Annotated in this window: 20 protein-coding genes; 9 read left to right on the forward strand and 11 right to left on the reverse strand. The window is 61.1% G+C overall.

Translation table 11 applies throughout. The features are described 5' to 3' along the window. Window positions 1-213 precede the first annotated feature (213 nt). From INF35_RS04290 to INF35_RS04305, 4 genes are all read left to right on the forward strand, one after another. Complete coding sequence (locus tag INF35_RS04290) at window positions 214-1041, forward strand: Mrp/NBP35 family ATP-binding protein (protein ID WP_193500275.1); 828 nt, start codon at window positions 214-216, stop codon at window positions 1039-1041. Window positions 1042-1073: 32 nt separating this feature from the next. After that, window positions 1074-1529 carry a large conductance mechanosensitive channel protein MscL gene (mscL, locus tag INF35_RS04295; protein ID WP_193500276.1) on the forward strand — a complete coding sequence of 152 codons (456 nt, stop codon included), beginning with the start codon at window positions 1074-1076 and terminating at the stop codon, window positions 1527-1529. Between the two features lie 213 nt (window positions 1530-1742). After that, window positions 1743-6293: a glutamate synthase large subunit gene (gltB, locus tag INF35_RS04300; RefSeq protein WP_193500277.1), complete on the forward strand. Its 4551-nt coding sequence runs from the start codon at window positions 1743-1745 to the stop codon at window positions 6291-6293. Between the two features lie 16 nt (window positions 6294-6309). Then, complete coding sequence (locus tag INF35_RS04305) at window positions 6310-7791, forward strand: glutamate synthase subunit beta (protein ID WP_193500278.1); 1482 nt, start codon at window positions 6310-6312, stop codon at window positions 7789-7791. Window positions 7792-7961: 170 nt separating this feature from the next. Here the strand turns inward: INF35_RS04305 and INF35_RS04310 are convergent, their stop codons facing one another. Further along, the gene (locus tag INF35_RS04310; protein ID WP_193500279.1) at window positions 7962-9290 is read right to left on the reverse strand and encodes a putative ABC transporter permease; all 1329 of its coding nucleotides are present in this window, start codon (window positions 9288-9290) and stop codon (window positions 7962-7964) included. A gap of 252 nt (window positions 9291-9542) precedes the next feature. On the opposite strand from INF35_RS04310, the gene INF35_RS04315 reads away from it, so the two are divergent. After that, window positions 9543-9893, forward strand: a complete 351-nt coding sequence (locus INF35_RS04315) for an arsenate reductase family protein (RefSeq protein ID WP_193500280.1) — start codon at window positions 9543-9545, stop codon at window positions 9891-9893. A gap of 101 nt (window positions 9894-9994) precedes the next feature. Here INF35_RS04315 and INF35_RS04320 read toward each other — a convergent pair whose 3' ends face one another. Further along, window positions 9995-10720 carry a pseudouridine synthase gene (locus INF35_RS04320; RefSeq protein WP_193500281.1) on the reverse strand — a complete coding sequence of 242 codons (726 nt, stop codon included), beginning with the start codon at window positions 10718-10720 and terminating at the stop codon, window positions 9995-9997. Continuing rightward, window positions 10720-11211 (reverse strand): Cys-tRNA(Pro) deacylase, encoded by a 492-nt coding sequence (gene ybaK, locus INF35_RS04325; RefSeq protein ID WP_193500282.1) that lies wholly within the window; start codon window positions 11209-11211, stop codon window positions 10720-10722. The genes INF35_RS04320 and ybaK overlap by 1 nt, the downstream gene beginning before the upstream one ends. Before the next feature lie 270 nt (window positions 11212-11481). On the opposite strand from ybaK, the gene aroF reads away from it, so the two are divergent. Beyond that, window positions 11482-12501, forward strand: coding sequence for a 3-deoxy-7-phosphoheptulonate synthase (gene aroF, locus INF35_RS04330; RefSeq protein ID WP_193500283.1), 1020 nt, complete (start codon window positions 11482-11484; stop codon window positions 12499-12501). Window positions 12502-12593: 92 nt separating this feature from the next. Here the strand turns inward: aroF and INF35_RS04335 are convergent, their stop codons facing one another. The 8 genes from INF35_RS04335 to INF35_RS04370 all read right to left on the reverse strand — a co-directional run bounded on the left by INF35_RS04335 (window position 12594) and on the right by INF35_RS04370 (window position 19251). Then, window positions 12594-13319 carry a class D sortase gene (locus INF35_RS04335; protein WP_193500284.1) on the reverse strand — a complete coding sequence of 242 codons (726 nt, stop codon included), beginning with the start codon at window positions 13317-13319 and terminating at the stop codon, window positions 12594-12596. Beyond that, window positions 13316-13885: a Fe-S-containing hydro-lyase gene (locus tag INF35_RS04340; protein WP_193500285.1), complete on the reverse strand. Its 570-nt coding sequence runs from the start codon at window positions 13883-13885 to the stop codon at window positions 13316-13318. The genes INF35_RS04335 and INF35_RS04340 overlap by 4 nt, the downstream gene beginning before the upstream one ends. A 2-nt stretch (window positions 13886-13887) precedes the next feature. Beyond that, window positions 13888-14190: a hypothetical protein gene (locus tag INF35_RS04345; RefSeq protein ID WP_193500286.1), complete on the reverse strand. Its 303-nt coding sequence runs from the start codon at window positions 14188-14190 to the stop codon at window positions 13888-13890. Window positions 14191-14210: 20 nt separating this feature from the next. Then, window positions 14211-15050: a fumarate hydratase gene (locus tag INF35_RS04350; RefSeq protein WP_193500534.1), complete on the reverse strand. Its 840-nt coding sequence runs from the start codon at window positions 15048-15050 to the stop codon at window positions 14211-14213. 2 nt (window positions 15051-15052) lie between these two features. Then, a complete protein-coding gene (locus INF35_RS04355; protein WP_193500287.1) occupies window positions 15053-16228 on the reverse strand; it encodes an NAD(P)-dependent malic enzyme in 1176 nt (391 codons plus the stop codon). Between the two features lie 29 nt (window positions 16229-16257). Next, the gene (locus tag INF35_RS04360; RefSeq protein WP_193500288.1) at window positions 16258-17463 is read right to left on the reverse strand and encodes a cation diffusion facilitator family transporter; all 1206 of its coding nucleotides are present in this window, start codon (window positions 17461-17463) and stop codon (window positions 16258-16260) included. A 166-nt stretch (window positions 17464-17629) separates the two neighbouring features. Next, a complete protein-coding gene (locus INF35_RS04365) occupies window positions 17630-18922 on the reverse strand; it encodes an adenylosuccinate synthase (protein WP_193500289.1) in 1293 nt (430 codons plus the stop codon). Between the two features lie 107 nt (window positions 18923-19029). Continuing rightward, a complete protein-coding gene (locus INF35_RS04370) occupies window positions 19030-19251 on the reverse strand; it encodes a DUF896 domain-containing protein (protein ID WP_193500290.1) in 222 nt (73 codons plus the stop codon). 257 nt (window positions 19252-19508) lie between these two features. Between INF35_RS04370 and INF35_RS04375 the strand changes: the two genes are divergently transcribed. The 3 genes from INF35_RS04375 to INF35_RS04385 all read left to right on the forward strand — a co-directional run bounded on the left by INF35_RS04375 (window position 19509) and on the right by INF35_RS04385 (window position 21895). Further along, window positions 19509-20693 (forward strand): trigger factor, encoded by a 1185-nt coding sequence (locus tag INF35_RS04375; RefSeq protein WP_193500291.1) that lies wholly within the window; start codon window positions 19509-19511, stop codon window positions 20691-20693. Between the two features lie 211 nt (window positions 20694-20904). Further along, window positions 20905-21225 (forward strand): autorepressor SdpR family transcription factor, encoded by a 321-nt coding sequence (locus INF35_RS04380; protein ID WP_328740373.1) that lies wholly within the window; start codon window positions 20905-20907, stop codon window positions 21223-21225. Beyond that, entirely contained in the window at window positions 21206-21895 is a 690-nt protein-coding gene (locus tag INF35_RS04385; RefSeq protein WP_193500293.1) for an SdpI family protein, read from the forward strand. The genes INF35_RS04380 and INF35_RS04385 overlap by 20 nt, the downstream gene beginning before the upstream one ends. The last annotated feature ends 133 nt before the right edge of the window (window positions 21896-22028 follow it).

Genomic DNA, 22028 nt, shown 5'->3' on the forward strand with positions numbered 1-22028 from the left:
CTTCGCCGCCTCTGTGCACGGCAAAACAGCATTCCTTGCCCGTTTTGGGGCAAAGGCGCGATGCTGCGGCATCTTTGTTTTGCCGCTGGCGTCGGACGGCCTTGCAATCCGAACGGCAAAGAGGTACACTATATGAGTTAACCCCCGCTGATCCGTCCGTACCCAAACGGCCGGGCCGCGGACCTTCATCAGGAAAAAGGAGAATCTGTCACCATGAGTGAAGCCTGCAACCACGACTGCAGCAATTGCAGCGCAAACTGCGAGAGCCGCGCGCCTCAGCACGAGCCTCCCCACGCGAAGAGCCATATCAAAAAGGTGATCGGCGTCGTGTCGGGCAAAGGCGGCGTCGGCAAGAGCATGACCAGCGCCATGCTGGCTGTTTCCATGCGCCGTCTGGGCTATAAAGTCGGCATTCTGGACGCCGACATCACCGGCCCGTCCATCCCCAAACTGTTCGGCGTCCATGGCCCCGCCACCGGCACCGATGACGGCATCAACCCCGTCAAGAGCCGGGTGGGCATCGACATCATGAGCATCAACCTGCTGCTGGACGATGAGGAAGCCCCTGTCGTCTGGCGCGGTCCCGTCATTGCGGGCGCCGTCAAGCAGTTCTGGCAGGATGTCATCTGGGAAGATGTGGACTTTATGTTCGTCGACATGCCTCCGGGAACCGGCGACGTGCCCCTCACCGTCTTCCAGACCCTGCCGGTGGACGGCATCATCATCGTCTCCAGCCCTCAGGAGCTGGTGGGCATGATCGTGGGCAAGGCTGTCCAGATGGCCCAGATGATGCATGTGCCCACCCTGGGCATTGTGGAGAACATGAGCTACGCCGTCTGCCCCGACTGCGGCAAGCACATTTCCGTCTTCGGCGAGAGCCATGTGGATGAGACCGCCGCCAAGTACGGTCTGCCCGTGCTGGCCAAGATGCCCATCGATCCCGAGCTGGCCAAGGAGGCCGACGCCGGCATGATCGAGACCTTTGCCGGGGATTACCTGGACGGCGCCGCCAAGGCTGTGGCCGCCCTGCTGAAAAAGTAAGCTTTCCCGCCTGCGCCCCCAAGGAGCAACATATGAAGAAATTTCTCGAGGAGTTCAAGACCTTTGCCCTCAAGGGCAACGTGGTGGACATGGCCGTCGGTGTTATCATCGGCGCGGCATTCCAGGGGATCGTCAACTCGCTGACCAACGATATCCTCAACCCGCTGCTGGGCATTGCCTTCTCCACCGACTTCAGCAATGTGGTCATCCCCCTGCCCAACGGCGCCGACCCGCTGTGTGTGGGGTCCTTTATTTCAGCGGTCATCAACTTTGTCATCATGGCCTTTGTGCTGTTCTGTCTGGTCAAGGCCATGAACCGCCTGAGGGACTTCGGGCGCCGCAAACCCGCTCCGGCAGCCAAAGCGGAACCGGAAAAGCCTGCCGCCCCCACCCAGGAGGAGCTGCTGGCCGCCATTCTGGCCGAGCTGCGCGCCCAAAACGCCGCCGAGGCTGCCGCGCAGGAACAGGAACCGGCTCTGACCCAATGAGCCGCCGGACTGCCGGCCGCCTGTTTTTGGCATAGGTATGGATTTTCTGTGCAAATTTTGCATGGCTCTTGCCAAATCCGTTTTCTTATGCTATAGTAGTTCACACGAACAAGGATGTTCTGCCAAGAGGGTATTGTGCCCTCCGGCAGGGCATCCTTTTCTTTATATGCGGCGCTCAGCGCCGCTGTATGGTGAGGAAAGGAGATCGGGAGTATGGAAAATTTCACGGACCGCAATACCCCCGCCGGGCTGTATGACCCGCGGTTTGAACATGACAACTGCGGCATCGGCGCAGTTGTGGACATCAAGGGCCGCAAGAGCCACAAGGTGCTGGACGATGCCCTGCAGATCGTAGAGCATCTGGAGCACCGCGCGGGCAAAGATGCCGAGGGCAAGACCGGCGACGGTGTGGGCATCCTGCTGCAGATCAGCGACAAGTTCTTCCAGAAGGTCGCCGCAGCCGAGGGTATTACCCTGGGCGGCGAGCGCGAGTACGGCGTTGGCATGTTCTTTTTCCCCCAGGACGAACTGCAGCGCAAGCAGGCAAAAAAGCTGTTTGAGATCGTATGCCAGAAGGAGGGTCTGACCTTCCTGGGCTGGCGCAGCGTTCCCACCTGCCCGGACGTTCTGGGCAGCAGTGCCCGGGACTGCATGCCCAGCATCTGGCAGGCCTTTGTGGGCAAGCCGCCCCGGCTGGAGAAGGGCATTGCCTTTGACCGCCGCCTGTATGTGGTGCGCCGCGTCTTTGAGCAGAGCTGCCGCAACACCTATGTGTGCAGCCTGTCCAGCCGCACCATCGTCTACAAGGGCATGTTCCTGGTCAACGAGCTTCGCCTGTTCTACCCCGATTTGCAGGACAACGATTACGAGAGCGCCATCGGCATGGTGCACAGCCGCTTCTCCACCAACACGGCTCCCAGCTGGAACCGCGCCCATCCCAACCGCTTTATCCTGCACAACGGCGAGATCAACACCATCCGCGGCAACGTGGATACCATGCTGGCCCGGGAGGAGACCATCGCCAGCCGTTACCTCAAGGACGACATGGGCAAGATCCTGCCCATCGTCAACCAGGGCGGCAGCGACTCCGCCATGCTGGACAACACCCTGGAGTTCCTGGTCATGAACGGCATGGAACTGCCCCTGGCCGTCATGGTGACCATCCCCGAGCCGTGGTCGAACAACAAGAGCATGGACCCCAAGAAGCGGGACTTCTATCAGTACTACGCCACCATGCTGGAGCCCTGGGACGGCCCTGCCTCCATCCTCTTCTCGGACGGCGACATCATGGGCGCCGTGCTGGACCGCAACGGTCTGCGTCCCAGCCGGTACTATATCACCAGGGACGGCCGCCTCATCCTCTCCAGTGAGGTAGGCGTGCTGGACATTCCCGCCCGGGACATCGTCAAGAAGGACCGTCTGCGCCCCGGCAAGATGCTGTTGGTGGATACCGTCAAGGGCGAGCTGGTGGACGACGATCAGCTCAAGGCCGACTACGCCTCCCGCCAGCCCTACGGCGAATGGCTGGACCGCAATCTGGTGGACCTGGGCAGCCTGAAGATTCCCAACCGCAAGGTGCCCTCCCACTCCCATGAGGACCTGGTCCGCCTGCAGAAGGCCTTCGGCTACCGGTATGAGGATGTCTCCACCATGATCCTGCCCATGGCCAAAAACGGCTCCGAGCCGGCGGGCGCCATGGGCAGCGACACCCCGCTGGCCGTTCTGAGCCATACCCATCCCCCGCTGTTCAACTACTTCCAGCAGATGTTCGCCCAGGTCACCAACCCGCCCATCGACGCCCTGCGGGAGAAGATCATCACCTCCACCACCGTCTACGTGGGCGCTCAGGGCAACCTGCTGGAAGAGGACAGCGAGAACTGCAAGGTCCTCAAGATCAACAACCCCATTCTAACCGAGACCGATCTGCTCAAGATCAAGGCCATGAACGTCCCGGGCTTCAAGGTGGAGACGGTGTCCATCTGCTACTACAAGAACACCGATCTGGAGCAGGCCATCGACCGCCTGTTCGTGGATGTGGACCGCGCCTACCGCGACGGTGCCAACATCCTGATCCTCTCCGACCGGGACATTGACGAGTACCACGTGGCCATCCCCAGCCTGCTGGCTGTGGGCGCCGTCTCCAAGTATCTGGTCCGCACCAAGAAGCGCACCGCCATGGCGCTTATCCTGGAAAGCGGCGAGCCCCGACTGGTCCACGACTTCGCCACCCTGCTGGGCTACGGCGCCTGCGCCATCAATCCCTATCTGGCACAGGAGACGGTGGGCGAACTGATCTCCGAGGGGCTTCTGGACAAGGATTACTACGCCGCCGTGGACGACTACAACCACGCCATCCTGGCGGGCATCGTCAAGATTGCCTCCAAGATGGGCATTTCCACCATCCAGTCCTACCAGGGCAGCCAGATCTTCGAGGCTCTGGGCGTGAGCAAGGAAGTGGTGGACAAATACTTCACCAACACCGTCAGCCGTGTGGGCGGCATCACTCTGCAGGACATCCAGAACGATCTGGAGCAGCGGCACCAGAAGGCCTTTGACCCTCTGGGTCTGGGAACCGGCAGCGAGCTGGTCAGCCTGGGTGCCCACAAGTTGCGCAGCGGCCGTGACAGCGAGCAGCACCTCTATAACCCCCTGACCATCCATCTGCTGCAGCAGGCCTGCTGGACCGGCGACTACAGCAAGTTCAAGCAGTACACCGACGCCATCTCCCACACCGGCGATGACGAGATGCATCTGCGCAGTCTGCTGGAGTTCAACTATCCCGAGCAGGGCGTACCCATCGAGGAAGTGGAGAGCGTCGACGACATCGTCAAGCGGTTCAAGACCGCGGCCATGAGCTACGGCGCTCTGTCCGACGAGGCCCACGAGTGCATGGCCATCGCCATGAACCGTCTGGGCGGCAAGTCCAACACCGGTGAGGGCGGCGAGCCCGAGGAGCGCTTCGGCACCGAGTCCAACTCGGCCATCAAGCAGGTGGCTTCCGCCCGGTTCGGCGTCACCAGCAAGTATCTGGTCAGCGCCAAGGAGATTCAGATCAAGATGGCTCAGGGCGCCAAGCCCGGCGAGGGCGGTCAGCTGCCCGGCGCCAAAGTCTACCCCTGGGTTGCCAAGACCCGCCACTCCACCACCGGCGTCGGCCTGATCTCTCCCCCGCCCCATCACGACATCTACTCCATCGAGGATCTGGCCCAGCTGATTTATGACCTCAAGTGCTCCAACCGCCGTGCGGCCATCAACGTCAAGCTGGTCAGCGAGGCCGGCGTCGGCACCATCGCCGCCGGCGTTGCCAAGGCGGGCGCCGAGGTTATCCTCATCTCCGGCTTCGACGGCGGCACCGGTGCTGCCCCCCGCAACTCCATCCACAACGCCGGTCTGCCCTGGGAGCTGGGCATCGCCGAGGCTCACCAGTGCCTCATCATGAACGGCCTGCGCTCCCGTGTGCGCATCGAGGCCGACAGCAAGCTGATGACCGGCCGTGATGTGGCCATCGCCGCCCTGCTGGGCGCCGAGGAATTCGGCTTCGGCACCGGCCCGCTGGTGGCCATGGGCTGCGTCATGATGCGTGTCTGCAACCTGGATACCTGCCCCATGGGCATCTGCACCCAGAACCCCGAACTGCGCAGGCGCTTCAAGGGCAAGCCGGAGTACGTCATGAACTTCATGCGCTTCATGGCTCAGGAACTGCGGGAGTATATGGCAAAGCTTGGCGTGCGCACCGTGGATGAGCTGGTGGGCCGCACCGATCTGCTCCGGGTCAAGGATGTGCCCGCCGGCAGCCGTGCCAGCGAGCTGAACCTTTCCGCCCTGCTGGCCAACCCGCTGGTGAAAAACAGCAGCATCCACTTTGATCCCAAGGATGTCTACAACTTCCAGCTGGAAAAGACCCCCGACATGCGGGTCCTCATGAAGAAGTTCAAGAAGTCCTTTGACATGGATCAGCCCAAGCCCGCTTCGGTGGAACTGACCGTGGGCAACACCGACCGTGCCTTCGGCACCATCTTCGGCAGCGAGATCACCCGCAAGTTCGGCAACACCCTGCCGGAGGATACCTTCCATGTCACCTGCCACGGCTACGGCGGTCAGAGCTTCGGTGCCTTCCTTCCCGCCGGCCTGACCCTGGAACTCATCGGCGACTCCAACGACTATATGGGCAAGGGCCTGTCCGGCGGCAAGCTCATCGTCTATCCCCCGGCGGAGGTCTCCTACGACCGCGGCGAGAACATCGTCATCGGCAACGTGGCTCTGTACGGCGCCACTGAGGGCAAGGCCTTCATCAACGGTGTGGCCGGCGAGCGCTTCTGCGTCCGCAACTCCGGCGCCACCGCCGTCGTGGAGGGCGTGGGCGACCATGGCTGCGAATATATGACCGGCGGCACCGTCGTCATCCTGGGCAAGACCGGCAAAAACTTTGCAGCCGGCATGAGCGGCGGCATTGCCTACGTCCTGGATGAGGACTGGGATCTGTACCAGCGCGTCAACAAGGACATGGTCAGCCTGGAACCCGTCGAGCACAAGTACGATGTCTCCCTGCTGAAAGATCTGATCCGCGAGCATGTGGAACTGACCGGTTCGCCCCGGGGCAAGGAAATTCTGGACAACTTTGGCGAGTATCTGCCCAAGTTCAAGAAGGTCCTGCCCCACGACTACGACAAGATGCTGCGCCTCATCGCCCAGATGGAGGAAAAGGGCGAGGACAGCGAACAGGCTCAGATCGAAGCATTCTACGCCATGAAGAACGCACAGTAAAGGAGGCAGCCGTATCATGGGAACACCCACAGGCTTTATGAAGTATTCGCGGCAGACCAGCACCGAGCTGCCGCCCAAAGAACGCATTACCAATTTCAACGAATTTCACGTCCCGCTGCATCGTGACGAGCAGCAGATCCAGGGCGCCCGCTGCATGGACTGCGGCGTCCCCTTCTGCCAGAGCGGCATGACCATCTGCGGCATGACCAGCGGCTGCCCGCTGAACAACCTCATCCCTGAGTGGAATGATCTGGTCTGTCAGGGACGGTGGGAGCTGGCTCTGCGCCGCCTGACCGCCACCAACCGCTTTCCCGAATTCACCAGCCGGGTCTGCCCCGCTTTGTGCGAGGCTGCCTGCACCTGCGGCATGACCACCGGCAATCCCGTCACTGTCAAGGAAAATGAGCACGCCATCATCGAGTACGGCTACAGCGCCGGGCTTTTGCCCCCCTGCCCTCCCTCCGACCGCACCGGCAAGCGGGTGGCGGTGGTGGGCGCAGGCCCTGCGGGTCTGGCTGCCGCCGACCTGCTCAACCTGCGCGGCCACACCGTCACCGTCTATGAGCGGGAAGACCGGGTGGGCGGCCTGCTGATGTACGGTATCCCCAACATGAAGCTGGAGAAATGGGTCATCGACCGCCGGGTGGAGCGCCTGGTCCAGGAGGGCGTCCAGTTCAGGACCGGCGCCAACGTGGGCGAAAACGTCTCCGCCGCCGAGCTCATGCAGGACAATGACGTTGTCCTCCTCTGCTGCGGCGCCAAACAGCCCCGGGACATCAGCGCCCCCGGCCGCGACGCTTCGGGCATCTACTTTGCAGTGGATTACCTGACCAGCGTCACCAAGAGCCTTCTGGACTCCAACTTTGCCGATGGAAAGGCCATCGACGCCAAGGGCAAGAAGGTCCTGGTCATCGGCGGCGGCGATACCGGCAACGACTGCGTGGGCACCGCCATCCGCCAGGGCTGCGAGGCCGTGGTCCAGCTGGAAATGATGCCCTGCCCGCCCGTGGAGCGTGCCCCCGGCAACGACTGGCCGGAATGGCCCAAGGTCCTCAAGACCGACTACGGCCAGCAGGAAGCCATCGCCGTCTTTGGCAGCGACCCGCGCCTTTACCAGACCACCGTCAAAGAGTTCTACAAGAACGAATCCGGTCAGGTCTGCGGCGCTCTCATCAGCAAGCTGGAGAGCAGGGTCGTGGATGAGGCCACCGGCCGCCGGGCCATGGTCCCCACGGGCGAGGAGTTCACCGTCGAGTGCGATCTGGTGCTCATTGCGGCGGGCTTTACCGGCTGCGAGAGCTATGTGGCCGAGGCCTTCGGCGCCGAGTTGACCAAGCGCGGCTGCGTGGCCGACCACGGATATCAGACCAGCGTCCCCGGCGTGTTTGCCTGCGGCGATATGCGCCGCGGCCAGAGCCTGGTGGTCTGGGCCCTGCGGGAAGGCCGTGAGGCCGCCGCTGCGGTGGATGAATATCTGATGGGCTACACCAACCTCTGACATTTTCTCCCCTGCCTTGTAACGGTACGTCACCATACGCCGAAAAAGCCGTGTTCCTCCGGGCTTTGCCCCGGAAAGGGCACGGCTTTTCCGGTATTTCTCCACAGACAAAAAAGGCCCGAAGCCTTCCGCAAAGAAGGCTCCGGGCTTTGTATTTTTGTTTCAGAACATCAGGAAACCGGAAGCTGGACCGTGGACTGAGGTTTTTCGGTATGTACCGCCTTGGGGTAGATCTGGAACATGCGGTCATTATCATAATGTTCGTCCAGATATACCTCCACAGCGTTCTGGGGCGGAACCCCCGCAACGCGGGCAGTGTAACGGGAAAGTGCCGCCGAGCTGACTGCCACATCCGCTGCCATAAAAATGACCAGCGCCCAGGTCAGCACCTTGCCGGGGCGCATGGGGATCTTCTCGATCCAGCGGGAGACATGGGGGTAAACGCCCCGGAACCACGCCACCGCCGCAATGCCCCAGAAGAAGCAGTACAGCAGGTTGATGCGCCCCGCCAGGTTGAAGGGAATGGCGCTGTAATCCCAGAACACCGTACCGAAGACGATCTCGGTAAAGACGCTGCACAGGTATTCATAGGCGCCGCCCAGCAGAGTTCCCACCACAAACAGGAAGGTGGAGGAGCGGTCTTTGTACCGGTAAAGCATGAGCGTAGCCAGGGCAATGGCCAGCCCCCACACGATGGAGAAGGGCCCCCACACCACGCTGGAGCGGCTCATCCAGTAGCCCGCCGTAATGCGGCAGAAAATGGTCTCTACAATGTCCCCCAAAAACGCGCCGATAAAAAACAGCAGCACGATTTTGTAAAAGCTGCACCCTTGAGCAAACACAGTGGGTTTGACCTTGGCTTTGGGGACAAAGCTTGCCTGGGGATGGGCCTTGACCATACGGCGCTCGGTACGGCCCAGGATCCAGTGGCCCATGCGCAGCGTCAGGGAGGCCAGCCGGTTGCTGACGGCCTCCACCTGCGGCAGGCGCTGGCGGATGCCCGCCATGGTGAGCAGGGTGTCCGCCAGGTCGATCAGGAACACAACGGTCAGCACGCCCAGCAGGATGCTGCCCAGAGGCTGCGGGATCAGCCGGACCAGATAGACCAGCAGCGGGTTGCCCCATTTGACCACCGCGATGCCCAAAAGGCCCCAGAGCACCGACACCGGAAGGGCAATGTATCCGTCCAGGTTAAAAGGCAGGTGCGAATAGTCCCACCATCGGCTATGGGAGGAATGCTCCAGAATATGCCCGGCGATCCACTCAATGACGGTGGCGTACAGGGCGCTGTACAGGAACAGGAAGAACAGGTTGCCCGCGATTTCGGACAACGTTACCGCGATCACCACGCCGGCAATGCCGTAGACGATACACAGCGGCCCGTTGATGACGCCTCGGTCTACATATTTCCGCTGTCGGATGGAGACAAACAGAATCTCCAATACCCAGCCGATAAATGAATAGGCAAAAAACAGCCATCCTAACTCATAAAACATCATGGCAACGGCCTCCCGTCTGGCAGACACCGTGGCATGCACAGCGCTGCGGCGCGCACAGCCGGTTTCGGCTGTACTGGGTCACTACAAACAATGCAATGGTATCATGCCGGACAGGGCAAGTCAATCCGTTTTTCGACAGACTCAGCACTTTGTCTCCCGACCTCCCCTTGCATTGTACGCACGGCGGCACTGTGATATACTTGGGGAGAATTCTGCGGTTCCCGGTTAGGTCCGCCTTAGGAGGAGTTTTCCATGCTTTTTATATGCTATCCCAACTGTTCCACCTGCAAAAAGGCGCGCGCTTTTCTGGATGGCCAGGGCGCCGACTTTACGGTCCGTGACATCAAGGCCGACCGCCCCACTGAGGAGGAGCTGCGCCTCTGGCACGCCGAAAGCGGTCTGCCCTTGAAAAAGTTCTTCAATACCAGCGGCCAGCAGTACAAGGCTCTGGGCCTCAAGGACAGGCTGCCCGCCATGAGTGAGGATGAACAGTTCGCCCTGCTGGCCACCGATGGAATGCTGGTCAAGCGTCCCATCCTTGTGACGGATACCGGCAAGGTATTGGTCGGCTTCCGGGAAGCAGAGTGGGCATCGGTAGTGTGACATCCTGCCGCAGGGGCTTTTCTCTGTTTGCCCGCATAAAAAGGCCCGGCGGAGAAGGTTTTTCCCCGCCGGGCCGATGGATTTCTGTTGCCTGGTTTTCCTTATTTTCCCGCTGCGGCGCGCAGGCGGCTGAGCTCTTCCCCCGTCAGTTCCCGGTATTGCCCGGGGGCCAGGGCGGGGTCCAGTTCCACCCCGCCGATGTTCGATCGATGCAGCCCATTGACACCCACATCAAAGACGCCGAACATCCGCTTGATCTGGTGATAGACCCCCTGCCGCAGCACCACGTGTACCCGGCAGGGATCGCCGCCGGGGGCGGGCTCGGCAACAGCCGGGGCCAGGGTCTGGCCGTCCGCCAGCGTCACCCCCGCCGCAAATCCTGCGCACATCTCGGGAGTGAGGGGCGTGTCCAGCGTGACGAGGTACTCCTTGGGTACGTGGCGGCCGGGAGCCAGAATGTCATGGGCCAGCGCCCCGTCATCGGTAAGCAGCACAAAGCCGGTGCTGGTCTTGTCCAGGCGTCCCGCCGGAAACAGCTGCCTGCGGGGAAAGTCCTCCGCCACCAGATCAGTCACGGTGGTGTCGCGGGCATCCCGGCTGGCCGAAACCACCCCCTCCGGCTTGTTGAGCATGATGTAGACAAACTCTTTATACGCTCCCCCCAGGGATCTGCCGTCCACGCAGATCTGAGCTGTCTTTTCGTCAATCTGGCGATCGGCTTTTTTGCAGACTTCCCCGTCCACCGTCACCGAGCCCCGGGCCGCCAGGCGGCGGCTCTCGCTGCGAGGGATGCCCAGCGCCGCGGCCAGGTACTTGTCCAGGCGCATCACGGCTTTTCGGCGGTAATGTCCGCCGTAATGCCCCGGGTGACCGCGATCAGATCGGCAGGCGCGGTCTCGATCTGGGTACCGATGCGTCCGCCCGAGACCAGCATGGTGGGCTGGTCCAGGCAGCTCTTGTCAAACACCGTCTTGTACTGCTTTTTCATGCCCACCGGGCTGCAGCCGCCCCGGATGTAGCCGGTGACCTTGTTGATGTCCGCCACATGGATCATGGCAACGCTCTTGACGCCGGCGGCACGGGCTGCCTTCTTCAAATCCAGCTCCTCCAGCACCGGCACCACAAATACATAATAGTTGTGGTCGGCCCCCTGGGTGACCAACGTCTTGAACACCCGTGCCGGGTCCTGTCCCGTCAGCCTGGCTACCGTGGCGCCGTCCACGGCGGTGCCTTCCTCGTGGGGATATTCGTGCGATGTATACGCCACCTTGGCACGCTCCAGCATGCGCATGGCGTTGGTTTTGCTTTCCTTGCCCATGATGTTTCCCTCCCCGCGCAGTCGCTGCGCGATTTACAGTGTGCCGTCCGCGGCAGAATGTTCTGCCCTTGCCCGGTCCTTTACTTTCTGGCCCGGCCACGGCGGCGCACCGTTTGTGCAATTCATTATAGGACGCAGCGTCCCCATTGTCAAAACTGTCCCAGAAAACTTTGTAAAAAAGCCTTGATTTTAGTGCATTAAAGTGTTAAACTATGCAGCACAGAGCAAACGCGCAGACCAGCGCATCAATATAAAGGGGTGTAAGATTTTATGATCGTCATACTGAAACAGAATGTCAAACCGGAACAGGTCGCCACCTTCTGCCGGGAGCTGGAGTCCATGGGCTTCCAGATCAACGATTCCAAAGGCAGCGATACCCACATTCTCGGCCTCATCGGCGACACCAAGGCACTGAGCGAGAGCTGGCTGCTGGCCAATCCCATTGTGGACAGCTGCCGCCGGGTGTCCGAACCCTACAAAAAAGCCAACCGCAAGTTCCACCCCGACGATACGGTGGTGGATGTGAGCGGCGTCAAGATCGGCGGCGGCAACTTTGCGGTCATGGCGGGCCCCTGCAGCGTGGAGAGCGAGGCCCAGATCGTGGAGGTCGCCCGGCGCGTCCAGAAATCCGGCGCTTCCCTGCTGCGCGGCGGTGCCTTCAAGCCCCGCACCAGTCCCTACTCTTTCCAGGGGCTGCGGGCAGAGGGTCTGGAGCTGTTGAGCAAGGCCCGCGCCGCAACCGGCCAGCCCATCGTGACCGAGCTGATGAGCAGCGAGCACATTCCCCTGTTTTTGCAGGAAAAGGTGGACATGATCCAGATCGGCGCCCGCAACATGCAGAACTTTGAACTGCTCAAGGCGGTGGGCCGCACCAATGTGCCGGTGCTGCTCAAGCGCGGCCTGTCCGCCACACTGGAGGAGCTGGTCATGAGCGCCGAGTACATCATGGCGGAGGGCAACCCCAACGTGGTGCTGTGCGAGCGCGGCATCCGTACCTTTGAGACCAGCATGCGCAATACTCTGGATCTGGCCGCCGTGCCCATGCTCAAAAAGATGACCCATCTGCCGGTGGTCATCGATCCCAGCCACGCGGCGGGCATTGCCTTCATGGTGCCCAGCCTGGCTGCCGCCGCTGTGGCGGTGGGTGCCGACGGCCTGATGATCGAGGTGCACAACGATCCCAAGAACGCCAAGAGCGACGGCGCCCAGAGCCTGACCCCCGACCAGTTCGACGAGCTGATGGATGTCATCCGTCCCGAGCTGGAGTTCTTCGGCAAAAAACTCAACTGACGCTTTCTTTGCTTAACCCCCCTTTTTAAAGTTCCCATATGACAAAGCCCCGACGGTTCCGGGTTCCGGAATCTGTCGGGGCTTTTGTCCTGTTATTCGGTCTGGTCGGTGTCCTGGCGGAGCTCGTCGGGCACCACGCCGTTCTCGTCGGTTTCCAGCGGGTCGGCATAGACCAGATAGCGCTGATCGGTGGGCGTCTGGATGCCGAAGGGATAGCAGGTATACAGAATGCAGCTGGGGACCTCATCCCCCCAGCGGCACTGGTCGATCTCGGTTTCCTTGATGACCTTGGTCTCGGTGATCTTGTAGGAGAACGTTCCCCACGGGGTCTCCAGATGGATAATGGAGCCGATCTCGGCAGATTTCAGGTCCACAAACCAGCTGTCGGTATGAGCGCCCACAAAGACGGTTCCATTTTCCCCGGGCAGGACACAGCCGTCGGTGGAGTGTGCCCCCGCGCCGTTGCGGAACTGGCTGCCGGTGTCTCCCCAATAGAGGGTGCAGTCCACCTGGGTGCCCTCCACCCAGACACGGCCGATCTCATCCCCGTCCTGTATGTCCGCCTTGGCAGCTTGGGCATCCTGCAGGGCCTGTTTCTTTTGCAGCTCCGCCAGCTGATCTTCCGCCTCCCGGCGGGCTGCCTGTTCCTCGGTGAGCTGACCGTTCAATGTGTCCAGCTCGCTCTGGAGTCCGTCCATTCCCGCCTGCAGAGTATCAATGGTCTGCTGTGCGGTATTCAGGCGCACCGTCTGCGCCACTGCCGCCACGGCAAAGGCAACAGCCAGAATGGCGGCGGCCAGCGCCGCTGCCCGTTTCATGCCTGCCCGGCGGCAGATGCCGCCAGATACGCCGCCGGTCCCGACTGGTAGAGATCCCCGCCGTGGGCATCCAGCAGGACGGTCAGCGGCATGTTTTCCACCGTCAGACGGCGCACTGCCTCACAGCCCAGGTCCTCCCAGGCGATGACCTCACAGCTTTTGACGCTGTCCGCCATGAGGGCTCCTGCACCGCCCAGGGCAGCCAGATAGACCGCGCCGTTTTTGACGACGGAATCCTTGACCGCCTGGCTGCGCTTTCCCTTGCCGATCATGCAGGCAAGGCCCAGATCCAGCAGCCGGGGGGTGTAGCTGTCCATACGGCCGGAGGTGGTGGGGCCCGCCGCACCGATGGCGCAGCCGGGGCGCTCGGGGGTAGGACCCACGTAGTAGATTGCCGCCCCTGCAATGTCAAAGGGCAGCGGTTTGCCTGCGTCCAGCAGTTCCGCCATGCGGCCGTGGGCCGCATCCCGGGCGGTGTAGACCACGCCGGACAGCAGCACGGTATCCCCGGCGCGCAGAGGCGCCAGGTCCTGTTTGGTCAGCGGTGTATGCAGTGTATATTGCATGGTCATTCCCCTTTCTCGGCGCGGCGGTACAGTTCCTTCACTTCGGCGTGGTGGCGGTTGACCAGTTCCAGCTCCAGGGCACTGATGCGGCGGGATTCCTCTGCCGGTGTGCGGCCGCTGTCCAGCGGAATATCGATCCTGCTGCGGCTCTGGCGCACGGCGGGCGCTCCGCCCACGCCATCCAGAGAAATATCAATGCGGCTGGCTTTTGTTCCGGACATTATGGGACGGCGGCGTCCCGTGGAGGCTTCCCCCACCCCGTCCAGTGAGATATCAATGCAGGGTTTCGGTTTTGCTGCGGGCATTTCGATTCCTTTCCACTTGGTTACAGCTCGGTACTGGCACGCCGGGTGACGTGGCAGCTCATATTGACGGCCACCGGCAGGCAGGCCACATGGGTGGGCAGCTGCTCAATGGCAACGCCCAGGCAGGTGGTACGGCCGCCGAAGCCCTGGGGGCCGATGCCGATTTTGTTGATTTCCTCTTTCAGTTCTGCTTCCAGCGCCGCGTAATAGGGGTCGGCGTTGGGCTGGTCCAACGGACGCAGCAGTGCCTGTTTGGACAGGGCCGCGCACTTGTCAAAGCTGCCGCCGATGCCGATGCCCAGCACGATGGGCGGGCAGGGATTGGCCCCCGCCTGCCGGACGGTATCCAGCACAAAGTCCTTGACGCCCTGTACCCCGTCGGCAGGCTTGAGCATAGCCAGACGGCTCATGTTCTCGCTGCCGGCCCCTTTGGGCGCCACGGTGATGCGGCAGCCGCTGCCTTCCACCAGATGGAGCGTCACAAAGGCCGGGGTGTTGTCCCCCGTATTGACCCGCTTGAGAGGGTCGGCGGTGATGCTCTTGCGCAGATAGCCTTTTTCATACCCGCGGCGGACGCCCTCGTCGATGGCAGCCTGCAAATCACCGTCCACACAGGCTTCCCGGCCCAGCTCCACAAAGACACAGGCCATGCCGGTGTCCTGGCAGATAGGCAGTTCCCTGTCAGCTGCGGCGCAAAGGTTCTGCTGCAAAAGCCCCAGCGTCTGTTTGGCCAGAGGCCAGGGCTCGGAAGTCTGCGCGGCGTCCAGAGCGGCCTTCACGTCGGGAGGCAGCTGGGTGTTGGCACGGATGCACAGTTCCTCCACCGCCTCTGTAATTGCCTGAGTTGAAATGTGTCGGATGCTCATACCCGTGCCACGCCGCTTTCCCGCGCGGCTTGCGCCACAGCGTCGGCCACCGCACCCGCAATGCGCGGGTCGAAGGCTTTGGGCAGGATGTTCTCCTCGTTCATTTCCTCGTCGGGGATGAGGCCCGCAATGGCGCGGGCGGCAGCCATCTTCATGGCAGGGTTGATGTCCCGGGCGCGGACGGACAATGCGCCGCGGAAAATGCCCGGGAAGGCCAGCACATTGTTGACCTGGTTGGGGAAGTCGCTGCGGCCGGTGCCGATGACCCGCACGCCGGCGGCCTTGGCATCGGTGGGCAGAATTTCGGGGTTGGGGTTGGCCATGGCGAAAACAATGGCGTCGGGGGCCATGGTCTTGGCCATCTCCACCGTCAGGGCGTTGGCCACCGAGGTGCCGATGAACACATCCGCCCCGCGGATGGCGTCTGCCAGGGTGCCGGAGAGGCGCTCCGGGTTGGTGATCTCGGCCAGATGGGCCTTGTGGCCTTCCAGACCTGCGGGACGGCCGGGCACCAGAATGCCGTGCTCATCCACTGCGATGATATGCTTTGCACCGGCGGTCATGAGCATCTTGATGATGGCAGTGCCTGCCGCGCCGGGGCCGTTCTGGACGATGCGCACATCCTCCAGCCGCTTGCCCACCACCTTGAGGGCGTTGAGCAGGCCAGCCAGCACGATGATGGCGGTGCCGTGCTGATCGTCATGGAATACCGGGATGTCCAGCTCCCGCTCCAGCTGCTCCTCGATCTCGAAGCACTCGGGGCTGCGGATATCCTCCAGGTTGATGCCGCCGAAGGTGGGGGCAATGGCCTTGACCGCCGCCACGACCTCCTCCTTGGTCTTGGCATCAATGCAGATGGGGAAGGCATCCACCCCGCCGAACTCCTTGAACAGGACGCACTTGCCCTCCATGACGGGCATGGCGGCCTCAGGGCCGATGTTGCCCAGGCCCAGCACCGCCGTGCCGTTGGAGACAACAGCCACCATGCGGCCCTTGCAGGTGTAGCGGTAGACATCGTCGGGATTGGCCTTGATCTTGCGGCAGGGCTCGGCAACGCCGGGGGTGTAGGCCGTGGACAGGGCATCCCGGTCGCGGCATTCCACCAGGCTCTGCACCGTCAGCTTGCCGTGGTATTTCTCGTGAAGTTCCAGCGCGGCTTTGTTGTAATCCATTTGCATGTACCCTCCTGTGTTGATGTTGTTCAGTGTCCGGATGCTTCCGAAAGATCTGCATATGCCTGTTCCAGCTGGATCACACAGAAATGATCCGGCCATTTCTGCTTGACGGCCTCCCGCAGCTTGTTCAGCAGTTCCCGGCCTGCGGCGCCGTCCTTTTCAAAGTAGCGGGGCGGCACGGCACAGTCAAAGATCACATTGGTGTGGGTGGGTCCCGGCACAATGCGCAGGTCGTGGATGTTGACCTCGGGGTCGGCCTGGTGAGCGGTGGTCTCCACCAGCTCCCGCAGTTCGGCCACGTGGGGGTCGCTGGTGACCACCGGGTCAAAGTGGATGGTGACGGTCAGGCCGTCATTGGCGAAAAAGTCCTTTTCCATGCAGTCGACCTCGTCGTGCATGGCCATGACATCGCCCTCGGCAGGCATTTCCAGATGGAAGCTGACCAGCCGGTTGCCGGGACCGTAGTCGTGGATCATCATGTCATGGACGCCCAGCACATCGGGATAACTCAGCGCCTTTTCCTTGATGTAGGCCACCTGTTCAGGGTCGGGCGCTGCACCCAGGATGGGGTCCAGGGTATCCCGCACCAGGCCGATGCCGCTGTACAGGATGAACAGCGCCACCAGCAGGCCCATAATGCCGTCCAGCCGGTCAAACGCAGTGAAATGCGCCACCAGCGAAGCGGCCAGAACTGCCGCCGTAGAGATGACATCATTGCGCGAGTCTGCCGCCGTAGCCATCAGGGTGTCGGAGTGGATGAGCTTGCCCACCTGATGGTTGAAGCTGCTCATCCACAGCTTGACCAGGATGGACGCCACCAGAACCGCTGCCGACAGCCAGCTGAACTCCACCGCCGTGGGGGTAATGATTTTGGCAAGGCTCTCCTTTCCCAGCTCGATGCCGATGACCAGGATCATGACTGAAACGGCCAGCCCCGCCAGGTATTCATACCGGGCATGGCCGTAGGGATGTTCCTTGTCGGCAGGTTTGCTGCCCAGTTTGAAGCCCACCAGGCTGACCACATTGGAGCTGGCGTCGGACAGGTTGTTGACGGCATCCGCCGTGATGGACACACTGCCGAACAGCACACCCACCGTGAATTTGCCTGCAAACAGCAGGACGTTGCAGAGAATTCCCACAATGCAGGCCAGATTGCCGCAGGCCGACCGCACGGCCCTGTCGGCGACATTTTCATAATTTTTGACAAAACGACGAAGAAGAAATTCAGTCACGATACACACTCCCCTATTGCACGGCCATACCGTGCAATACTACCCTCTCAAACGGAACCGCGGATTCCGTCATACCAAAGCATCCCGCCGGGTCCGGGCCAAAGCCCAGGCCCGGCGGGAGCCATCGGTTCATAGGTTTGCCCGTGAAGCATCACGGGTAATGCGGTCAGTCACGCACAATGCATGCCTCGCGCTCGGGGCCGACCGAGATGTACTTGATCTTGCAGCCCACTGCCTTTTCAATATACAGCACATAGTCCTGCGCAGCCTTGGGCAGATCCTCAAAGTGGCGCACACCGGTAATGTCGCAGTTCCAGCCGGGCAGCTTCTCCACCACCGGCTTGGCGTCGTCCAGCGTCTTGCCCATGGGGAAGACATCGGTCACAGTACCGTCCGTCAGCTCATAGTGAGTGACCACGGGGACTTCTTCCATATAATCCAGAACATCCAGCAGGGTCAGAGCCAGCTCGTCGCAGCCCTGGCACTGCACGCCGTAGCGGCTTGCCACCACGTCAAAGGGACCGACGCGGCGGGGACGGCCGGTGGCAGCGCCGTACTCATGGCCGTGCTCACGCAGAACGTCCTTCTCCTCCTCGGTCATGGCCAGCTCGGCGGTGAAGGGGCCCTCGCCCACGCAGGAGGAGTAAGCCTTCATGATGCCCACCGACAGATCCAGCTTGCGGCCCGGAATGCCCGCACCAATGGGGGCATAGGCGCCGATGGTGTTGGAGCTGGAGGTGTAGGGATAGATGCCGAAGTCGATGTCACGCAGAGCGCCCAGCTGAGCCTCGAACATGATCTTCTTGCCGGCGTCGTCCGCCTTGGCCAGGAAATCGCCCACATTGCAGATGAAGGGGGCAAAGACCTCGGCGTAATGCTGGCACCAGGCCCACATTTCGTCCAGAGAAACCGGCTTCTGGCCGTAGATCTTCTCCATGGTCAGGTTCTTGGACTCCACAATAGTGGCCAGGCGCTTGCGGACGCCCTCGTCCATATGGAGCAGGTCGCCCATGCGCAGGGTCTTTTTCATGAACTTGTCGCCGTAGGTGTAGGCGATGCCCCGCTTAGTGGAGCCGAACTGTGCGCCGGTCTTGGAAAGGCGCGCTTCCTCCAGGCCGTCCTGATCCACATGGAACGGCATGGTGATGGTGGCACGGTCGGAGATCTTCAGGTTGGCGGGAGTGATCTCAATGCCCTGGCTGCGCAGGGTGTCGATCTCGCCCTCCAGGTGGTGGGGATCGATGACCATGCCGCCGCCCATGACGCAGACGACCTCCGGGCGCAGAATGCCCGAGGGGATCAGGTTGAGAACGAACTTGCCCCGCTCGTTCTTAACGGTATGACCGGCGTTGTCGCCGCCCTGATACCGTGCAACAATGTCGTAATCGCGGCTGAGCAGGTCGACCATACGGCCCTTGCCTTCGTCGCCCCAGTTGATTCCGGTGATTGCAGTAAGCATGATGTTACCTCTTTCATGGTTGAGCGTACAGCCTTTTCCGCGCAATTTGCCCGGGATCCGCCGCCGCATACATTATAGCAAATCCGGTATAAAAAACCAATACCCTGTCAGTGCTTTTCTTCTTCCTCACGGGGCTTGCCCAGGCCGTGGCGGGTACCGTCCGGCTCCACAATGACAATACGGTCCATCTGTGCCCGCAGGCTGGCACGCACCGCCTCCAGGTATTCCTTGCGCAGAGCTTCCCGCTCGGTCTGTTCCTCCGGCGTCAATGCTCCGTTTTTGGCCTTGCGGGCCAGCTCGTTAATGCGTTCAATTTTTGCTTCGTCCATGGCTTGTCTTCCCTTCCCAGGTTCCGGGCCCCTGCGGGCCGGGCGGCCTGCAGGCCGCATGTCCAGTGTAGCACAGCGGCGCATTGGCCGCAAGCACGTGGGCAGTTGTAAATTTTTTGTTCTTCGCCGCCCGGGGTACAAAGGGCAAAGCCGCCGCCCGCTGTTTTTGGGCCTGTACTTTTTTGGCGCTTCGTTGTATAATGGGAAAGTATTGCATTAAATGGCGCCTGTGTGCGCCGAAAAGACAGGAGTATCACATGAAACTGAAACATTCTATCCGTGCCGGTGCCCTGATGCTGGCACTGTCGATGGTGCTGGTCGGCTGCTCCAAGGACGAGAGCCAGTCCTCCACCTCAGAGACCTCTTCCTCCGAGAATGCCGCGACCTCCGAAAGCGCTACCGCTGAGACCGCCGATGCCTATGCGTATCTGGCCAACTTCTCCTTCAGCGACGGCTTTGACGAGAACGGCTACCTCAAGGGCATCAAGGCTCTGGACTATGTCACCCTGCCCGAGGATTACAATTCCCTGACCCTGCCCGCAGGCACCGATACCGTGACCGATGAGGATGTGGATTCCTACATTGAGACCAACATTCTCTCCAACTTTGCCACCGACGAGCAGGTCACCGACCGCGCCGCAGAGATGGGCGATACCGTCAACATCGACTACGTCGGTTCGGTGGATGGTGTGGAGTTTGACGGCGGTTCCGCCCAGGGCTATGACCTGACGCTGGGCAGCGGTTCCTTCATCGATGACTTTGAGGATCAGATCGCCGGCCACACCCCCGGCGAGACCTTCAACGTGGAGGTCACCTTCCCCGATCCCTACCAGAACAACCCCGACCTGGCCGGCAAGGAAGCCGTTTTCGTGACCACTCTCAACTACATCTCTGAGAGCGTCAATCCTGAGCTGACCGATGCCTGGGTGGCCGAGAACATCAACCCCTATCTGGAGCTGACCACCGTGGACAGCCTCAAGACTTACGTTCATGATTCCCTGGTGGAGTCCAACATGAGCAACGCCGTTTACCAGCAGCTTGTGGAGAACACCACCTTCGCCGAGACGTATCCCGAGTCCGCGACCCAGTACTTCAACGACAGCTTCCTGTTCTCCTACTACATCTACGCTGCCAACTACGGCATGACCCTGGATGAGTTCGTCTCCGCCACCGGCTACGGCAGCGCCGCAGACCTTCTGACCATGGCTTCCTCCTCCATTGAAAACTCCATGAAACAGGCCCTGCTGATGCAGGCCATCGCCGAGCAGGAAGGCGTCGTCTGTGACGACGCTGCCCTGGACGCCAACATCAATGATTTCTTCAGCACCGACGACACCAGCAGCTACATCACCAACTACGGTGAGAACTACATCAAGACCAATGTCCTGCAGGACCTCCTGATGAAGCAGCTGGTTGCCAACGCCACTGTGGCCGCCGCCTGATTTCACCACGCGTTTTCCCCCGGGCTTTCGCTTTTGCCGAGAGCCCGGGGATTTTTTTGCCTTTTTGCCGCCGATACCCGTCACTTGCAATCCGGAAGGCGCTGTGGTATACTGTATTTAGAAATTTATCTAATTATATTTCAAGATTTTCCATTGCGGCTGTCTGCTGCGGCATTCCGGCCCGGTTTGCCCGCAAAAGGTACAATGGAAAATGCAAACTCACCAGAAAGGGGGTCCCGTTTTGGGCGACGCATTCAAAGCCTTGGCTGATCCGTCCCGGCGGCGTATTCTGGAGCTGCTGGCAGAGAAAGACCTTTCCGCCGGGGAGATCGCCGCACATTTTGACATGGCCAAACCGTCCGTCAGCCATCATCTGAGTATCCTGCGCAATGCGGGGCTTATTACCGATGAACGGCAGGGACAAAGCATTATTTATCACCTGAACCTGACGGTCATGCAGGAACTGATGAAATGGTTTTATGATTTCGGGCTGATTGCCGGAGGTGATACCGATGAAACCGAACAACACTAAACAGCCGCCCCTTGGCTGGCCGCTGTTTTGGGCATTGATGATTCTGGCGGTGTGCTCCTTTGCAGGGCATCTCATCGCCTACCCCGCCCTGCCGGATCAGGTTCCCCGCCAGTGGGCGCTGGACGGTGGTGTCAACAGCTGGATGGAAAAGGATTATCTGTATTTTCTGGATGCCCTGCCCATCTTTCTGCTGATCCTGTTCAAAGTGATCCCGGCCGTTGAGCCGCGGGCCGACAGCTACCGCAGGATGCGCGGACTGTGGGGCGTTTTTGTGACGGCCATGACGCTGCTGATGATCGGCTTTACCTGGATGACCGAGCTGTACTTCTGGGGGCCCGCCGCCCTGTGGAATTACCTGCCCGCCATCGTCATCTGTCTGATCGGTGCCGGTCTGGTCGCTCTGGGCAACTATATGCCACGCATCCGCCAGAACTACACCATGGGCGTGCGCACGCCCTGGGCTCTGGCCAGCGAGCACTGCTGGCAGCGCACCCAGCGAATGGGCGGCATCTGCTTCATCATCGTCGGGCTGCTGATGATCCTTTCCACGCTGATCGATCTTGCCACCGGGTTAGGCATCAGCGCTCCCGTTACCATTGCTTCCCTGTTTCTGTCCATCGCCTGGCTGTATATTTATTCTTGGCTGGTCTTTATCCGTAAGCTGAAATAAACCGGCTGTGTGGATCAGAAAGGCCGCATAAAAATCCCCGACCGTTTTTCATCTTCCGAGCAGAAACAAAAATCCGCCCCGCACAGTTTCCTGTGCGGGGCGGCCTCGTTACAGCACAAAATTGCAAAGGGAA

Origin of the sequence: Gemmiger gallinarum (assembly GCF_014982805.1) — a bacterium.
GTDB classification, from domain to species: Bacteria; Bacillota; Clostridia; order Oscillospirales; family Ruminococcaceae; genus Gemmiger; species Gemmiger gallinarum.

Coding starts and splice junctions, on each gene's coding strand:
- INF35_RS04290 (WP_193500275.1), top strand. CDS start 214: ATGAGTGAAGCCTGCAACCACGACTGCAGCAATTGCAGCGCAAACTGC.
- mscL (WP_193500276.1), top strand. CDS start 1,074: ATGAAGAAATTTCTCGAGGAGTTCAAGACCTTTGCCCTCAAGGGCAAC.
- gltB (WP_193500277.1), top strand. CDS start 1,743: ATGGAAAATTTCACGGACCGCAATACCCCCGCCGGGCTGTATGACCCG.
- INF35_RS04305 (WP_193500278.1), top strand. CDS start 6,310: ATGGGAACACCCACAGGCTTTATGAAGTATTCGCGGCAGACCAGCACC.
- INF35_RS04310 (WP_193500279.1), bottom strand. CDS start 9,290: ATGATGTTTTATGAGTTAGGATGGCTGTTTTTTGCCTATTCATTTATC.
- INF35_RS04315 (WP_193500280.1), top strand. CDS start 9,543: ATGCTTTTTATATGCTATCCCAACTGTTCCACCTGCAAAAAGGCGCGC.
- INF35_RS04320 (WP_193500281.1), bottom strand. CDS start 10,720: ATGCGCCTGGACAAGTACCTGGCCGCGGCGCTGGGCATCCCTCGCAGC.
- ybaK (WP_193500282.1), bottom strand. CDS start 11,211: ATGGGCAAGGAAAGCAAAACCAACGCCATGCGCATGCTGGAGCGTGCC.
- aroF (WP_193500283.1), top strand. CDS start 11,482: ATGATCGTCATACTGAAACAGAATGTCAAACCGGAACAGGTCGCCACC.
- INF35_RS04335 (WP_193500284.1), bottom strand. CDS start 13,319: ATGAAACGGGCAGCGGCGCTGGCCGCCGCCATTCTGGCTGTTGCCTTT.
- INF35_RS04340 (WP_193500285.1), bottom strand. CDS start 13,885: ATGCAATATACACTGCATACACCGCTGACCAAACAGGACCTGGCGCCT.
- INF35_RS04345 (WP_193500286.1), bottom strand. CDS start 14,190: ATGCCCGCAGCAAAACCGAAACCCTGCATTGATATCTCACTGGACGGG.
- INF35_RS04355 (WP_193500287.1), bottom strand. CDS start 16,228: ATGGATTACAACAAAGCCGCGCTGGAACTTCACGAGAAATACCACGGC.
- INF35_RS04365 (WP_193500289.1), bottom strand. CDS start 18,922: ATGCTTACTGCAATCACCGGAATCAACTGGGGCGACGAAGGCAAGGGC.
- INF35_RS04370 (WP_193500290.1), bottom strand. CDS start 19,251: ATGGACGAAGCAAAAATTGAACGCATTAACGAGCTGGCCCGCAAGGCC.
- INF35_RS04375 (WP_193500291.1), top strand. CDS start 19,509: ATGAAACTGAAACATTCTATCCGTGCCGGTGCCCTGATGCTGGCACTG.
- INF35_RS04380 (WP_328740373.1), top strand. CDS start 20,905: ATGCAAACTCACCAGAAAGGGGGTCCCGTTTTGGGCGACGCATTCAAA.
- INF35_RS04385 (WP_193500293.1), top strand. CDS start 21,206: ATGAAACCGAACAACACTAAACAGCCGCCCCTTGGCTGGCCGCTGTTT.